Source organism: Actinophytocola sp. (assembly GCF_045807065.1).
GTDB lineage: Bacteria > Actinomycetota > Actinomycetes > Mycobacteriales > Pseudonocardiaceae > Actinophytocola.
Genome location: NZ_JBJMIE010000542.1, coordinates 1 through 15,666, shown reverse-complemented (window position 1 = coordinate 15,666; position 15,666 = coordinate 1). Strand labels below are relative to the sequence as shown.

The 15,666-nt window shown below is 74.3% G+C and carries 11 protein-coding genes, 2 pseudogenes and 1 riboswitch; of the genes and pseudogenes, 8 read left to right on the top strand and 5 right to left on the bottom strand.

The genetic code is table 11. The features are described from left to right. Nucleotides 1-1,541 (top strand): ABC transporter ATP-binding protein (locus tag ACJ73U_RS31810; protein WP_407781431.1); only part of this gene is annotated, 1,541 nt, incomplete at its 5' end. Beyond that, a complete protein-coding gene (locus ACJ73U_RS31805; RefSeq protein WP_407781430.1) occupies nt 1,538-2,149 on the top strand; it encodes an O-methyltransferase in 612 nt (203 codons plus the stop codon). The genes ACJ73U_RS31810 and ACJ73U_RS31805, both read left to right, overlap by 4 nt. Nucleotides 2,150-2,158: 9 nt before the next feature. On the opposite strand, the pseudogene ACJ73U_RS31800 reads toward ACJ73U_RS31805, so the two are convergent. After that, nucleotides 2,159-2,519 (bottom strand): annotated as a pseudogene (locus ACJ73U_RS31800) (transposase family protein); the annotation flags it as partial. 56 nt (nt 2,520-2,575) lie between these two features. Next, nucleotides 2,576-6,151 (bottom strand): cobaltochelatase subunit CobN, encoded by a 3,576-nt coding sequence (gene cobN, locus ACJ73U_RS31795; protein ID WP_407781429.1) that lies wholly within the window; start codon nt 6,149-6,151, stop codon nt 2,576-2,578. A gap of 24 nt (nt 6,152-6,175) precedes the next feature. Here cobN and cobG point away from each other — a divergent pair, with 24 nt between their 5' ends. The 3 genes and pseudogenes from cobG to ACJ73U_RS31780 all read left to right on the top strand — a co-directional run bounded on the left by cobG (nt 6,176) and on the right by ACJ73U_RS31780 (nt 9,416). Beyond that, the gene (cobG, locus tag ACJ73U_RS31790; protein ID WP_407781428.1) at nt 6,176-7,315 is read left to right on the top strand and encodes a precorrin-3B synthase; all 1,140 of its coding nucleotides are present in this window, start codon (nt 6,176-6,178) and stop codon (nt 7,313-7,315) included. Then, entirely contained in the window at nt 7,312-7,929 is a 618-nt protein-coding gene (locus ACJ73U_RS31785) for a precorrin-8X methylmutase (RefSeq protein ID WP_407781427.1), read from the top strand. Before cobG ends, ACJ73U_RS31785 begins: the two co-directional genes overlap by 4 nt. Then, a pseudogene (locus tag ACJ73U_RS31780) lies at nt 7,926-9,416 on the top strand (precorrin-2 C(20)-methyltransferase). Before ACJ73U_RS31785 ends, ACJ73U_RS31780 begins: the two are co-directional and overlap by 4 nt. On the opposite strand, the gene ACJ73U_RS31775 reads toward ACJ73U_RS31780, so the two are convergent. From ACJ73U_RS31775 to cbiE, 3 genes are read right to left on the bottom strand one after another with little or no spacing between them, the layout of a single operon-like run. Next, nucleotides 9,388-10,140, bottom strand: a complete 753-nt coding sequence (locus ACJ73U_RS31775) for a cobalt-precorrin-6A reductase (protein WP_407781426.1) — start codon at nt 10,138-10,140, stop codon at nt 9,388-9,390. The pseudogene ACJ73U_RS31780 and the gene ACJ73U_RS31775 sit on opposite strands and share 29 nt — an antisense overlap. Further along, entirely contained in the window at nt 10,137-10,895 is a 759-nt protein-coding gene (gene cobM, locus ACJ73U_RS31770; protein ID WP_407781425.1) for a precorrin-4 C(11)-methyltransferase, read from the bottom strand. The genes ACJ73U_RS31775 and cobM overlap by 4 nt, the downstream gene beginning before the upstream one ends. Next, nucleotides 10,892-12,088 carry a precorrin-6y C5,15-methyltransferase (decarboxylating) subunit CbiE gene (cbiE, locus tag ACJ73U_RS31765; protein WP_407781424.1) on the bottom strand — a complete coding sequence of 399 codons (1,197 nt, stop codon included), beginning with the start codon at nt 12,086-12,088 and terminating at the stop codon, nt 10,892-10,894. Before cbiE ends, cobM begins: the two co-directional genes overlap by 4 nt. 35 nt (nt 12,089-12,123) lie before the next feature. Next, nucleotides 12,124-12,250, top strand: a riboswitch (cobalamin riboswitch). Nucleotides 12,251-12,279: 29 nt separating this feature from the next. On the opposite strand from cbiE, the gene ACJ73U_RS31760 reads away from it, so the two are divergent. From ACJ73U_RS31760 to ACJ73U_RS31750, 3 genes are all read left to right on the top strand, one after another. Continuing rightward, complete coding sequence (locus ACJ73U_RS31760) at nt 12,280-14,265, top strand: putative cobaltochelatase (RefSeq protein ID WP_407781423.1); 1,986 nt, start codon at nt 12,280-12,282, stop codon at nt 14,263-14,265. Continuing rightward, the gene (cobO, locus tag ACJ73U_RS31755; RefSeq protein WP_407781422.1) at nt 14,265-14,879 is read left to right on the top strand and encodes a cob(I)yrinic acid a,c-diamide adenosyltransferase; all 615 of its coding nucleotides are present in this window, start codon (nt 14,265-14,267) and stop codon (nt 14,877-14,879) included. The genes ACJ73U_RS31760 and cobO overlap by 1 nt, the downstream gene beginning before the upstream one ends. Continuing rightward, nucleotides 14,873-15,666 (top strand): cobyrinate a,c-diamide synthase (locus tag ACJ73U_RS31750; RefSeq protein ID WP_407781421.1); only part of this gene is annotated, 794 nt, incomplete at its 3' end. The genes cobO and ACJ73U_RS31750, both read left to right, overlap by 7 nt.

Genomic DNA, 15,666 nt, shown 5'->3' with positions numbered 1-15,666 from the left:
CGTTCATCGCACGCGCAGAGATCCGCGGCATCGAGTCGCTCTATGTCGAGGCGATGGACGAGCTGCTGGGGAAGGACCTCGCATTCTTCCACGACAACTTCGCCGGCTCGCTGACCAAGCGGGTGCTGAGCTTCGCGTCGCGGTTCGAGGAGTTCATCGACACGATGGCGTTCTCGGTGATCGCGAAGGTCGTGCCGCTGTTGTTCGCCTCGGTGGTGCTGTGGGGCTACGACCCGATGCTGGTGGTGGTGCTGGTCGGCCTCATCGTGGTGACCGGGTTCGCCGTGGCGCCGCTCGTGCGTCGCCGCCAGAAGCTGGTCGACCAGCGGGAGGCGGCGTTCGCCCGCGTGTCCGGGCACGTCGCGGACACCATCGGCAACATGGCGACCGTGCGTGCCTTCGCCGCCGAGGACCGGGAGGCCGAGGAGCACCGCGGCCGGGTGGCCGACCTGCGTTCGCTCGCGCTGCGGTCGTGGGACTACGCGAACCTGCGCATCGACACCGTGGTCGCCACGGTCTCCGTGCTCACCAACGCACTCGGCCTGCTGGTGGCGGTCGGCGTCAGCGGGCGGCTCGGCGTCGAGGCGATCATCGTCGTGTTCGCGTACTTCTTCAGCGCGACGGGGATCATGTTCGAGTTCAACCAGATCTACCGGCGGATCGAGAGCTCGCTGACCGAGGCCGCGCAGTTCACCGAGCTGCTGCTCGCGCCGCCGACGGTGCTCGACCCGCCGTCGCCGGAACCGCTGCGACCGGCCGCGGCCGACATCCGCTTCGAGGACGTCCGGTTCGCCCACGCGGGCGCGCCGGTCCTGTTCACGGGCCTGAACCTGGTGGTGGACAGCGGCACGAAGGTCGGTCTGGTCGGCCGTTCCGGCGGCGGCAAGACGACGCTCACCCAGCTGCTGCTGCGCATGATGGACATCGAGTCGGGCACGATCCGGGTCGGCGGCCAGGACATCGCGCGGCTGCGGCAGGCGGACCTGCGGAGCCTGATCGCCTACGTGCCGCAGGAACCGGCGATGTTCCACCGCACCCTGCGCGACAACATCGCCTTCGCCCGCCCCGACGCCACGACCGAGGAGGTGCTGGCCGCGGCCCGCGCGGCCCACGTCACCGAGTTCGCCGACACCCTGCCCGACGGCTTCGACACCCTGGTCGGCGAACGCGGCGTCAAGCTCTCCGGCGGCCAGCGCCAGCGGGTCGCCCTGGCCAGAGCCATCCTGCGGGACGCCCCGATCCTGCTGCTGGACGAGGCGACGAGCGCGCTGGACTCGGAGAGCGAGGTGCTGATCCAGGAGGCGCTGTGGCGGATCATGGCGGGCCGCACCGCACTCGTGGTGGCACACCGCCTGAGCACCGTGGCCCGCATGGACCAGCTGGTCGTCATGGACCACGGCGAGATCATCGAACAGGGCACCCACGAGGAGCTGCTGGCGCGGCACGGCACGTACGCGCGCCTGTGGCAACACCAGTCGGGCGGCTTCCTCGACGGCGCCGAGGATGTCCGCGAACTCACAGGGGAGACCGCCGCCCGGTGACCCGCACCCGTGGCACGATCACCCGCATGGACGACGTGGTTCAGCGGGTGATCGACCGGGTGACCGAGGCAGCGGCCCGGCACGACGCCACACAGGAGAACAGGCTCGACCGGTGGCGGGTGCTGGAGCCCGACGCCGGGCGGTTCCTGTGGTTCCTCGCGCAGACCGTGGGAGCGCGCAACATCGTGGAGATCGGCACGTCCCGGGGCGTCTCCACGCTGTGGCTGGCCGACGCGGCCCGCGCGAGCGGCGGCCGGGTCATCAGCTACGACACCGACCCCGACGCCCAGCGCGACGCCGCCCGCACCATCGAGGAGGCCGGCCTCCAAGCCTTCGTGGAACTACGCCTGGGCGACGGCGGCGAGGGCCTGGCCACCCTGGGCGACGGCGCCGTCGACCTGCTGTTCCTGGACTCCGAACGGCCGGAGTACCCGTCGTGGTGGCCACACCCGGTGCGCGTGCTGCGTTCCGGCGGTGTGCTGGTCGCCGACAACGCCCTGTCCCACCCGGACGAGATCGCACCCCTGCACGACCTGCTGCTGAGCGACCTGACCGCCGTGACGACGATCCCCGTGGGCAAGGGCGAGCTGGTCGCGCTCCGGGGTTGAGGCTTTTCCTGCCGCCGACCGGTGGTCGCGGGGTGGGCACGAGGTGCCGTCCCCGATCGCCGCCGAATCGACCCGCCTTGTGCGCACCGGCGCCAACGCTAGCCGCGGGTCGTCGATCACCCGGTGCGCCGCCACATGCGACATCCCGAACAGCGGCCCGATCTGGCGTGTGGTCAGGTTCGTCCGCCGATACACCGCGACCACCAACACCTGATCGACCAGCGGCAACGCCCACGGCCGACCCGGTCGCCCATCCGTGATCTCGCCTCCACCACGCCGGGCGATCACCCGTACCAGCTTGCGGAACCGGCCCGTTCTCAACCCGCGAACGGGCAATCGACTCCGGCCGCGACGCCGTGCTCACCCGCACCACAACGACTCGATCAACTACCGGCCAGCAGCCCGACACCGGGGTTACGACAGCCGTCAGGTGTTGGCCTCCAGTTCGCCTTCCGTGCGGAGGTACAGGGTGCGTAGGGCGTTCAGGGTGTTCTCGTCGGGGTTGGACCACAGGTTGCGGTCCGCGGCTTCCAGTAGGCGTTCGGCGATGCCGTGCATGGCCCACGGGTTGGACTCGGCCAGGAACTTCTGGTTCTCCTCGTCCAGCAGGTAGGTCTGGGCCAGCTGCTCGTACATCCAGTCGGTCACCACGCCGGTCGTGGCGTCGTAGCCGAACAGGTAGTCCACCGTGGCCGCCAGTTCGAACGCGCCCTTGTAGCCGTGCCTGCGCATGGCGGCTATCCAGCGCGGGTTCACGACGCGGGAACGGAAGACCCGCGCGGTTTCCTCGGTGAGGGAGCGGGTTCGGACGGCGTCCGGGCGGGTGCTGTCACCGATGTAGGCCGCGGGCGCGCGGCCGGTCAGGGCACGCACGGTCGCGATCATGCCGCCGTGGTACTGGAAGTAGTCGTCCGAGTCGGCGATGTCGTGTTCGCGGGTGTCGGTGTTCTTGGCGGCCACGGCGATGCGCCGGTACGCCGCCTCCATGTCCTCGCGGGCGGGGCGGCCGTCCAGTCCCCGGCCGTAGGCGAAGCCGCCCCACACGGCGTACACCTCGGCCAGGTCCTTGTCGTCGCGCCAGTTGTGGCTGTCGAGCAGCGGCAGCAGGCCGGCGCCGTAGGAACCCGGCTTGGAGCCGAAGACCCTCGTGGTGGCGCGGCGTTCGTCGCCGTGGTCGGCCACGTCGGCCCGCACGTGGGCACGCACGAAGTTGTCCTCGTCGGACTCGTCCAGTCCTGCGACCATCCGCACCGCGTCGTCGAGCAGGTGCACCACGTGGGGGAACGCGTCGCGGAAGAAGCCGGAGATCCGGACCGTCACGTCGATGCGCGGGCGGCGCAGCTCTTCCAGCGGCACCACGGAAAGGCCGCTCACCCGCCGCGACGCCTCGTCCCACACCGGACGCACGCCCAGCAGCGCGAACACCTCCGCGATGTCGTCGCCCGCGGTGCGCATGGCCGAGGTGCCCCAGATCGACAGGCCGACCGACCGCGGCCACTCGCCGGTGTCGGTGCGATAGCGGTCGAGCAGCGAGTCGGCCATGGCCTGACCGGTCTCCCACGCCAGGCGGCTCGGGATGGCCTTCGGGTCCACCGAGTAGAAGTTGCGCCCCGTCGGCAACACGTTCACCAGGCCGCGCAACGGAGATCCGCTCGGACCGGCGGGCACGTAGCCGCCGTCCAACGCGTGCAGGACGTGGTCCAGCTCGTCGGTCGTGCGGGCGAGCCGCGGCACGACTTCGGTGGCGGCGAAGGACAACACGCCGACCACCACCGGCTCGGCGCGGCCCAGCACCTCCGCGCACACGTCGGCCGCGGCCGACGGCGCCCAGCCACGGGACTCCATCGTGGACACCAGACGAACCGCCAGCTCCTCCGCCTCGTCCACATCGGACCGGGCGGAGGTGGTCAGCCCCAGCGCCTCCCGCAGGCCCGGCAGTGCGTTCGCGTTGCCGCCCCACACCTGGCGTGCCCGCAGCATCGCCGTCACCAGGTTCACCCGCGCCTCGCCGGTCGGCGCCACCCCCAGGACGTGGAGGCCGTCGCGGATCTGGGCGTCCTTGACCTCGCACAGCCAGCCGTCGACGTGCAGCAGGAAGTCGTCGAACTCCGCGTCGTGCGGCCGGTCCCCCACCCCCAGGTCGTGGTCCAGCTTCGCGGCCTGGATGAGGGTCCAGATCTGGGCGCGGATCGCCGGCAGCTTCGCGGGGTCCATCGCGGCGATCGAGGCGTGCTCGTCGAGCAGCTGCTCCAACCGGGCCAGGTCGCCGTAGCTCTCGGCGCGGGCCATCGGTGGCACGAGGTGGTCCACGAGGACGGCGTGGGCGCGGCGTTTCGCCTGGGTGCCCTCGCCGGGATCGTTGACCAGGAACGGGTAGACCAGCGGCAGGTCGCCCAGCGCGGCGTCCGTGGCGCAGGACGCGGACATGCCGACGTTCTTGCCGGGCAGCCATTCGAGGTTGCCGTGCTTGCCGAGGTGGACCATGGCGTGCGCGCCGAAGGTGTCGCGGACCCACCGGTACGCGGCCAGGTAGTGGTGGCTGGGCGGCAGGTCCGGGTCGTGGTAGATCGCGACCGGGTTCTCGCCGAAACCACGCGGCGGCTGGACCATCACGACGACGTTGCCGGCCCGCAGTGCCGCCAGGACGATCTCGCCGGCGGGGTCGTGCGTCCGGTCGACGTACAGGTCGCCGGGCGCCTGGCCCCAGTGCTCCTCGATGTTCGCCCGGAGGTCGTCGGGCAGCGTGGCGAACCAGGTGCGGTAGTCGGCCGCCCCGATGCGGACCGGGTTGCCGGCGAGTTTGTCCTCGGTGAGCCAGTCGGGGTCCTGACCACCGGCCTCGATGAGCGCGTGGATGAGCGCGTCACCGTCCTCGGCGTCGAGGCCGGGCAGGTCGCCGACGACGTAACCGTGGTGCCGCAACGCGTTCAGCAGGCGGACGGCACTGGCCGGGGTGTCGAGGCCGACCGCGTTGCCGATGCGGGCGTGCTTGGTGGGGTACGCGGACAGCATGACCGCGACCTTGCGTTCGGCCCTGGGCACGTGCCGCAGGGCGGCGTGCCTGACCGCGATGCCGGCCACGCGGGCCGCGCGTTCCGGGTCCGGCACGAAGACGGACAGGCCGTCGGCGTCGAGTTCCTTGAAGGAGAAGGGAACCGAGATGAGCCGGCCGTCGAACTCCGGCACGGCCACCTGCGTGGCGGTGTCCAGAGGGGACAGTCCCTCGTTGCTGTCCGCCCAGGCGGTGCGGCTCCAGGTCAGGCACAGGCCCTGGATGATGGGGACGTCCAGCGTGGCCAGGGCACCGACGTCCCACGAGTCGTCCCCGCCGGCCGACGCCGCGGCGGGCGTGGTGCCACCGGCGGCCAGCACGGTGACGACGAGCGCGTCGGCCGTGCCCAGCAACGAGACCAGGTCGTCGGGCGCGGTGCGCAGGGACGCGCAGAACACCGGCAGCGCCTGACCGCCGGCGTCCTCGATCGCGTCGCACAACGTCTCGACGAACGCGGTGTTGCCGGCCATGTGGTGCGCGCGGTAGTACAGCACGGCGACGGTCGGGCCGCTGGTGTTCCCGCCGCGCCGGTCGAGCCGGCCCCACACGGGGGTCGGCACGGGCGGGGCGAACCCGTGACCGGTGAGCAGGACCGTGTCGGACAGGAAGTTCGCGAGCTGCCGCAGGTTGTCGCGACCGCCGTGCGCGAGGTAGGCGTGTGCCTCGGCGACGACCCCACCGGGCACAGTGGACAGCTCCATCAGCTCGGCGTCGGGTGCCTGCTCCCCGCCGAGCACGACGACCGGCCGGGGTCCGGCGAGCACCGCGTCGAGCCCGTCCTCCCAGGCCCGCCGGCCGCCGAGCAGCCGGACGACCACGAGGTCGACCCCGTCGAGCAGCCCGGGCAGGTCGTCGACGGCGAGCCGGGCCGGGTTGCCGAGCCGGTAGCCGGCGCCGCTGGCCCGTGCCGAGAGGAGGTCGGTGTCGGAGGTGGAGAGCAGCAGGATCACGACACCCGACTCTATATTCGGTCCGTGCCAACCCGGAATCGTTCGACCGACGCCTGTCCTGGGGTCCTCGCCACACACCAGGCCGCCGACGGCGCCGTGGCGCGCGTCCGCGTGCCCGGCGGCCAGCTGACGGCGGCCGCGTTCGCGGCGATCGCTGGTAGTGCGGCGGAGCTGGGCGACGGCACGATCGAGCTGACCTCGCGGGCGAACCTGCAGGCCCGCGGCCTTGCCGACGGCGAAGAGCTGAGCGCGCGGCTGTCCGCGGCGGGGCTGCTGCCCTCGGCGACGCACGAGCGGGTCCGCAACGTCCTCGCGTCCCCGCTGACGGGCCGGGACGGCGCCGGTCTCGCGGACGTCCGGCCGCTGGTGGCCGACCTCGACCGCGCGCTGTGCGCCCGTTCCGCGCTCGCCGCTCTGCCGGGCCGGTTCCTGTTCGCCGTGGACGACGGCCGCGGTGACGTGGCGTGGCTGGACGCGGATGTCGCAGCCGTCCTGACCAGCGAGAACACCGCCGCGGTCCTGCTGGCCGGAGTGGACGCCGGGCTCCGCGCGCCGCTGGCCGGCGTGGTGGACCTGCTGCTGCGGTGCGCGGAGACATTTCTCACCCTGCGCGACGACGAGTGGCGGCTTGCCGAACTGCCGGCGGGACCCGAACGCATCGCCGCCCACCTCCCCCGGCCCGCATGCCCCGGCGGTGCCCCGCGGAACAGCGAACGCCCGGAGGGTGACCGTCAGGGCATCGGCCGCGTCGCGCAGGTCGACGGGCGGGTGGCCCTGGTCGTGGGGGCGCCGTTGGGGTGGCTCGACCGGGGTCAGGCCGCGGCACTCGTGGCCACCGGCGCACCGCTGGTGGTCACGCCGTGGCGGCGGCTCGTGGTCGCCGACCTCCCGCCCGACCGGGCCGACGCCGTCGCGGACCGGCTCCGCCGGGCCGGCCTCCTGCTCGACCCCGCCGACCCGGTGGCCCGCGTGACCGCCTGCACCGGCCGCCCCGGCTGCGCGAAGGCGCTCGCGGACGTCCGGGCGGCCGCGGCCCCCGTCCCCGGCACGACGCTGCCCGTCCACTGGTCGGGCTGTGCGCGCCGGTGCGGCCGGCCACGCGGCACGGTGGTCGACGTGGTGGCCACCGGCCACGGCTACTCGGTGACCGAAGGAGACCGATGAACTACCTCAAGGACGGCGCCGACATCTACCGGCGGTCGTTCGCGACCATCCGCGCCGAGGCCGACCTCGCCGGTCTGCCACCGGACGTCGAACGCGTCGCGGTGCGCATGATCCACGCCTGTGGGATGGTCGACCTCGTCACCGACCTCGCCTACTCCCCCGACGTCGTCGCCAGTGCGTACGCCGCGCTCGCCGCCGGCGCGCCGATCCTGTGCGACGCGCGGATGATCGCCTCGGGCGTCACCCGCCGCCGGCTGCCGGCGGACAACGACGTCATCTGCACGCTCACCGACCCCCGGGTGCCCGCGCTCGCCGAAGAGCGGGGCACGACCCGCAGCGCGGCCGCGGTCGACCTGTGGGGCGACCGGCTGAGCGGTGCCGTCGTCGCCATCGGCAACGCACCGACCGCGTTGTTCCGGCTCCTGGAGCTGCTCGACGCCGGGGCACCGCGACCGGCCGCCGTCCTGGGGCTGCCGGTGGGTTTCGTGGGTGCCGCGGAGTCCAAGGAGGCACTGGCCGAGCGGGCGGTGCCGTACCTGGTGGTGCACGGCAGGCGCGGCGGCAGCGCCATGGCCGTGGCCGCCGTCAACGCGATCGCGAGCGAGGTGGAATGAGCGGCACCCTGTACGGCGTGGGCCTGGGTCCCGGCGACCCGGAACTGGTCACGCTGAAGGCGGCGCGGCTGATCGGCGCCGCGGACGTGATCGCCTACCACAGCGCCCGGCACGGGCGGAGCATCGCGCGGGGCGTCGCGGCCCCGCACCTGCGCGGCGACCAGGTCGAGGAGCCGCTGGTCTACCCGCTGACCGTCGAGACCACCGACCACCCCGGCGGCTACCGCGGCGCGCTCGACGACTTCTACGCCGAGAGCGCCGCGAAGCTGGCCGCCCACCTGGACGCCGGCCGGGACGTGGTGCTGCTGTGCGAGGGCGACCCGCTGTTCTACGGCTCGTATATGCACATGCACACCCGCCTCGCGGGCCGCTACCGCACCGAGGTGGTGCCGGGGGTGACGTCGGTGAGCGCGGCCGCGGCGGTGGCCGGCCGCCCGCTGGTCGAGGGCGAGGAGATCCTGACCGTCCTGCCGGGCACCCTCCCGCCGGAGGTCCTGACCGAACGCCTGGCCGCGACGGACTCCGCGGCGGTGCTGAAGCTGGGCCGCACGTTCGAGAAGGTCCGCAAGGCCCTCACCGACGCCGGGCGCCTCGACGAGGCCGTCTACGTCGAACGCGCGACCTGGCCGGAGCAGCGCCTGGCCCCACTGTCCGAGGTGGACCCGAACACGGTGCCGTACTTCTCGGTGGCAATCCTGCCGAGCAGGCGCGCGGCGGACACCGCGGCGACCGCGGCCGCGCCGACACCACCCGGCACGGGTGCGGTGGTGGTGGTCGGCCTGGGTCCGGCGGGCCGGCCGTGGCTGACGCCGGAGGCGCAGGAGGCCCTGGCGTGGGCGGACGACCTGGTGGGCTACGGCCCGTACCTGGACCGGCTGCCGCCGAACCCGCGGCAGCGCCGGCACGCGTCGGGCAACACGGTCGAGGCCTAACGCGCCGCGTTCGCGCTCGCGCTGGCCCGCGACGGCCGCCGGGTGGCGGTGGTCTCCTCCGGTGATCCGGGCGTGTTCGCCATGGCCAGCGCGGTGCTGGAGGTGGCGCAGGAGTGGCCGGACGTGCCGGTGCGCGTGGTGCCGGGCCTGACCGCGGCGCAGGCGGTGGCGAGCAGGGCCGGTGCCCCGCTGGGCCACGACTTCTGCACGATGTCGCTGTCGGACCGGTTGAAGCCGTGGGACGTGATCGCCGCGCGCCTGTCCGCGGCGGCGGCCGCCGACTTCGTGATCGCCATCTACAACCCCGCGTCGAAGACCCGCCGCGGCCAGCTCGACGCGGCGAAGGAGCTGCTGCTCACCCACCGCGCCCCGGACACCCCGGTGATCGTGGGCCGCGACGTCGGCGGCCCGGCGGAGTCGGTGTCGGTGGTGCCGCTCGGTGAGCTGGACACGTCCACGGTGGACATGCGGTGCCTGCTGATCGTCGGCTCGTCACAGACCCGGCTGACCCCCGGCGGACAGGTGTTCACCCCACGGCACTACCCAACCAGCTGACCGCCTCCTCGACGGTCGCGACGCATCGCACGTCCGGCACGGCCGGCCGCCGCACGACCACGACGGGCAGCCCGAGCCGCCGCGCGGCGGACAGCTTGGCCTCGGTCCGGCCGCCACCGCTGTCCTTGGTGACGAGGACGTCCACGCGGTGCTCCCGCATGAGCGCCAGCTCGCCGTCGAGGGAGTAGGGCCCACGCGAGAGCAGGAGCCGCATCCGCTCGGGCACGGGCGGGTCGGGCGCCTCGACACACCGCACGAGGTACCACAGCGGCGAGGACGCGAAGGCGGCGAGCCCCTGCCGCCCGGTGGTGAGGAACACCCGCTCCCCGAGGCGCGGCAACGACTCCGCGGCCTCCTCGAGCGTGGAGACCCACCGCCAGTCGTCCCCGTCACCGGCCACCCAGCCCGGTCGGCGCAGGAGGAGAAGCGGCACCCCGGCGAGCCGGGCGGCCCGAGCGGCGGACGCGCTGATCCGCGCGGCGAAGGGGTGGGTGGCGTCGATCACGGCGTCGGCGCCCTCGGCCCGCAACCACTCGGCCAGCCGCTCCGGGCCGCCGAACCCGCCGACCCGCACCTCACCGGCGGGCAGCCGAGGCTCCCGCACCCGGCCGGCCAACGTCGACACGACCCGCACCCCACCCCGCCCCACGAGGCGGGCGGCCAGCTCCCGCGCCTCCCCGGTGCCACCCAGGATCACCACGCACGCGGATCCGGTGGGACTCACCCTGACCGGGCGCCCTGCCGGTCGCGGGCCGCGGAGTACAGGTGGCTGTCCGGGAACTCCGACGCCGTGAGCACCGACCCCACGACGATCACCGCGGTCCGCCGCACCCCGGCCTCGTGCACCTGCGCCGCGATCGTCGACAGCGTGCCCCGCAGCACCACCTCGTCCGGCCGCGACGCGTACGCCACCACCGCCACGGGGCAATCCGGCCCGTAGGAAGGCAGCAGCTCCGCCACCACCTGGTCGATCCGCTGCACGGCCAGGTGCAGCACCATCGTCGCCCGGGAACGCGACAGCGAAGCCAGGTCCTCACCCGGCGGCATGGGCGTCGCGCGGGCGGACACCCTGGTCAGCACCACCGTCTGCCCCACCCCGGGCACCGTCAGCTCCCGCCGCAACGCCGCGGCGGCCGCCGCGAACGCCGGCACCCCTGGCACGATCTCCCAAGGCACGCCCGCCGCGTCCAGCCGCCGCGCCTGCTCGGCGACCGCGCTGAACACCGACGGGTCACCGGAGTGCAGCCGCACGACCTCCAGCCCCCGCGAGTGCGCGTCCACCAGGAGCGCGACGATCTCGTCGAGCGTCAGGTCGGCGGTGTCCACGCGCCGCGCGTCCGGCGGGCAGGACGCCAGCAGCTCGGCCGGCACCAGGCTCCCCGCGTACAGGCACACCGGCGCCGCCTCGAGCAGCCGCAGCGCCCGCACGGTGATCAGATCGGCCGCACCCGGACCGGCCCCGACGAAGTACACCGTCATGTTCGCACTACCTCCCACTGGGTCACCGGCATCATCGGCTTCCACCCGGTGAAGCCGCCGACCGGGGCCGCCCGGCTGACCTCGATCCGCCGGAGCTCCCCGCCGACGCTCGCCCGCCACCGCGTCAGCACGGCCTCCGACTCGAGCGTCACGGCGTTCGCGACCAGCCGCCCGCCCTCGCCCAGCGCGTCCCAGCACGCCGCGAGCACGCCGTCGCCGGACACCCCGCCGCCGACGAAGACCGCGTCCGGCCGCGGCAGGCCGGCCAGCGCCGACGGCGCCCGCCCGTGCACCACCCGCAGCCCCGGCACACCGAGCGCGGCCGCGTTCAGCTCGATCCGGCCGGCGCGGTCGGCCCGCGACTCGACCGCGACCGCCCGGCAGCTCGGGTGCGTCCGCAGCCACTCGATCGCGACGCTGCCCGAGCCGGCGCCGACGTCCCACAGCAGCTGCCCGGGCAGCGGCGCGAGCGCGGCGAGCGTCACCGCCCGCACCTCGCGCTTCGTGAGCTGCCCGTCGTGGTCGTAGGCGTCGTCGGGCAGGCCGGGCGTGCGGCCGAGCGAGGTCACGCCGGGTGCCGCGCGGGGATCGAGCGCGATCACGTTCAACGCGCCGACCCGCGCGGACCACGTGGCCGCGACGCCGTCGTGCCGCCGCTCCCCCGGCCCGCCCAGGTCGGTCAGCACGGTCATCGGCGTCGGCCCGAACCCCCGCGACCGCAGCAGCTCGGCCACCTCGCCGGGCGTGCCGGCACCGGCGCCGAGCACCAGCACCCGCCGGTTGGGCAGCACGAGCAGCGACTCGACCGGCCGCCCGACGAGGCTCACGACCTCGACGTCCTCGACGGCCCAGCCCAGCCGCGCGCACGCGAGCGACACCGACGAGGGGTGCGGCACGATCTCCAGGCGCTCCGCCCCGAGCAGCCGCACCAGGGTGCCGCCGATCCCGAACAGCATCGGGTCGCCGCTCGCCAGCACGCACAGCCGCCGCCCGGCGTGCTCGGCCAGCAGCGGCTCGACGGCCGGCAGCAGCGGCGAGGGCCACGGCACGTGCGTTGCGTCCGAAGCGGGCAGGAGCGCCAGCTGGCGGCCGCTGCCCAGCACGACCTCGGCGTCGGTGACGGCCCGGCGCGCGGCGTCCGTGAGCCCGTCCCAGCCGTCCGCGCCGATTCCGACCACGGTGATGGTTGCCACGAGAGGTGCACGGTAATCGACAGCCGGCGGCGGGTCTGACACGATGCGAGGAGACCTACAGCAGGGTGTCCGAGGAAACCAGCGCGAATCTGGTGCGGTCCCGCCACTGTGACCCGGAGCGATCCGGGAAGCCAGACACTTGGCCCCTGCTATGCACCGACTCGGGCGCGGACCCGGGGAAGGAACAGCGGATGACCGCCGGCTACCCGTTCTCGGCCGTTGTCGGGCACGACGACCTGCGCCTGGCCCTCCTGCTCAACGCGGTGCACCCCGCCATCGGGGGCGTGCTCGTGCGTGGCGAGAAGGGCACCGCGAAGTCCACTGTGGTCCGTGGTCTCGCCGCGTTGCTGCCGGACCTCGCGGTGGTCGAGGGCTGCCGCTTCAGCTGCGACCCCGCCGCGCCGGACCCGGCCTGCCCGGACGCCCCGCACGCCCCACCCGCCTCCCCGTCCCACTCCACTGCCACGACCCGCGCCGCGCGGCTGGTCGAGCTGCCCGTCGGCGCGACGGAGGACCGGCTCGTCGGCTCGCTCGACCTGGAACGCGCGCTGACCGAGGGCGTCCGCGCCTACCAGCCCGGCCTGCTCAGCGCGGCGCACCGCGGCGTGCTGTACGTCGACGAGGTCAACCTGCTGCACGACCACCTGGTCGACCTGCTCCTGGACGCGGCCGCCATGGGCCGCGCGCACGTCGAGCGCGAGGGCGTGTCGGTGTCGCACGCGGCGTCGTTCCTGCTGGTGGGCACGATGAACCCGGAGGAGGGCGAGCTGCGGCCGCAGCTGCTCGACCGGTTCGGGCTCACGGTCGAGGTGGCGGCCGCCCGTGACGTGGCGACCCGCGCGGAGGTGATCCGCCGGCGGCTCGCGTTCGAGGCGGACCCGGCGGCGTTCGCCTCGGCCTGGGCCGTGGCCGACGCGGAGCTGGCCGCGCGGATCGTCGCCGCACGGGCCGCGGTGGCGGCGGTGGCGTTGCCCGACGCGGAGCTGCGGCGGATCGCGGCCCTGTGCGCGTCGTTCGGCGTGGACGGCATGCGGGCGGACCTGGTGGTGGCGCGTACCGCGATGGCGCACGCGGCGTGGCGGGGCGGCGACGCGGTCGAGGAGTCCGACGTCGAGGTGGCGGCCCGGCTGGCGCTGCCGCACCGGCGCAGGCGCGACCCGTTCGACGAGCCGGGCCTCGACGAGGAGCAGCTGCGGCAGGCGTTGCGGGACGCGGCGGAGAGCGCCGATCCCCCGGACCCCGACGACCCGAACGACCCCGGCGGCCCGGGCGGCGGCCGGCCGGACGAGTCCACAGTGGACGACCCGGCTGGCGAGAAGGACGCGCCACCGGCGGGCGGCGACGGCACGCGGCAGCCGGCCGCCGTGCCGGACGCGGCCTTCCGGGCGCGGTTGCTGGCCGTCGACGGAATCGGCGAGGGCGCGCCCGGCCGCCGGTCGCGGGCCCGCGCCGGCTTCGGGCGGACGCTGCGGGCGACGCAGTCCCGCGGCCACGGCGTCCACCTGGTCGGCACGCTCACCGCGGCGGCACCCCACCAGCTGGCGCGCGGCCGGACGGGCGCGGGCGTCCTGTTGCGCCGCACGGACATCCGCCACGCGGTGCGCGAGGGCCGCGAGAGCAACCTGGTGCTGTTCGCGGTGGACGCGTCCGGCTCGATGGCCGCGCGGAAGCGGATGTCCGCGGTCACGGGTGCGGTGGTGTCGCTGCTGCTCGACGCCTACCAGCGACGCGACAAGGTGGGACTGGTCACGTTCCGCGGCACGCAGGCGGACCTGGTGCTCCCGCCGACGTCGTCGGTGGAGGCGGCGGTGGCCCGGCTGCGCCGGCTGGGCACGGGTGGCCGCACGCCGCTGGCGACCGGCCTCCTCCGCGCCCACCGGACGCTGACGGTCGAGCGGCTGCGCGATCCCCGCCGCCGCCCGCTCCTGGTCGTGGTGACGGACGGCCGCGCCACCGTGCCGATTCGCACCGACCCGGTCGAGGACTCGTTGCGGGTGGCGGGTTTGCTGGCCGCGGACGGGGTCGCGAGCGTGGTGGTCGACTGCGAACGCGGCCCGGTGCGGCTGGGGTTGCCGGCCAGGCTGGCCGGCGCGCTGGGTGGCGCGTGCGTGCGCTTGGACGAGCTGTCCAGCGACGTCGTGACGGGTGTGGTGCGCGCGGCGCGGAGCGCGGCCTGATGCCGCGGGGTCGCGTGGACGTCGAGCCGGACGACGGTCTCACCACGAGGCAGCGCCGCAACCGCCCGCTGCTGATCGTCCACACGGGAGAGATGAAGGGCAAGTCGACGGCGGCGTTCGGCCTGGCACTGCGGGCGTGGAACCAGGGCTGGCCGATCGCGGTGTTCCAGTTCGTGAAGTCCGCGAAGTGGAAGGTCGGCGAGGAGACCGCGTTGCTGGCGCTGAACGAGGTGCACGAGCGGACCGGGCAGGGCGGCCCGGTCGAGTGGCACAAGATGGGTGCCGGCTGGTCGTGGTCCCGCAAACAGGGCACGGAGGCCGACCACGCGGCCGCCGCCCAGGAGGGCTGGCGCGAGATAGCGCGACGCCTGGCGGCCGAACAGCACACGCTGTACGTGCTGGACGAGTTCACCTACCCGATGGGGTGGGGCTGGGTGGACGTCGCCGAGGTGGTCGACACGCTCAGGAACCGCCCTGGCCACCAACACGTGGTGATCACCGGCCGCCGCGCCGCCCCGGAACTGCTCGACGCCGCCGACCTGGTGGTCGAGATGACCAAGGTCAAACACCCGATGGACACCGGCACCAAGGGCCAGAAGGGCATCGAGTGGTAGCGCGGGTCGTCATCGCGGCGCCCTCGTCCGGCAGTGGCAAGACCGTGGTCGCGACCGGGCTCATGGCCGCGCTCCGGCGGGTCGGGCACGCCGTCGCGCCGTTCAAGGTCGGGCCCGACTACATCGATCCCGGGTACCACACGCTCGCCGCCGGGCGCCCCGGGCGCAACCTCGACCCCGTGCTCGTCGGCGACCACCTCGTCCGGCCCCTGTTCGCGCACGGCGCGGCGCACGCCGACATCGCCGTCGTCGAGGGGGTCATGGGGTTGTTCGACGGTCGGGTCGGCACCGGGGAAGGGTCCACCGCGCACGTCGCCGAGCTGCTCGACGCGCCGGTGCTCCTCGTCGTCGACACGCGGGGGCACAGCACGAGCCTCGCCGCGCTGCTCCACGGGTTCCGGTCGTGGCGGCCGACCACCCGCCTCGCGGGCGTCATCCTCAACCAGGTCGGCTCCGACCGGCACGAGGCGGTCCTCCGCGGCGCCTGCGCCGACGTGGGGCTCGACGTGGTCGGGGTGCTGCGCCGGCACGCCGCCGTCGAGGTCCCCTCCCGCCACCTCGGGCTGGTGCCGGCCGTCGAACACGGCGCCGCCGCGCGGAAAGCCGTCGACGCCATGGCCGAACTCGTCGCACAGGGGGTCGACCTGGCCGCCGTCGTGGCGCTCGCACGGGGTGGACCGGACTACGTGCCGTGGACGCCGGACCTCGAACCAGTCCCGGGTCGCCCGGTGGTCGCGATGGCCGGCGGTCCGGCGTTCACCTTCGGGTACGCCGAGCACGCCGAGCT

Bases quoted from the DNA above. Each gene is read 5' to 3' on its own strand.
- ACJ73U_RS31785 (WP_407781427.1), top strand. From the start codon at position 7,312: ATGAACTACCTCAAGGACGGCGCCGACATCTACCGGCGGTCGTTCGCG.
- cobM (WP_407781425.1), bottom strand. From the start codon at position 10,895: ATGACGGTGTACTTCGTCGGGGCCGGTCCGGGTGCGGCCGATCTGATC.
- ACJ73U_RS31760 (WP_407781423.1), top strand. From the start codon at position 12,280: ATGACCGCCGGCTACCCGTTCTCGGCCGTTGTCGGGCACGACGACCTG.
- cobO (WP_407781422.1), top strand. From the start codon at position 14,265: ATGCCGCGGGGTCGCGTGGACGTCGAGCCGGACGACGGTCTCACCACG.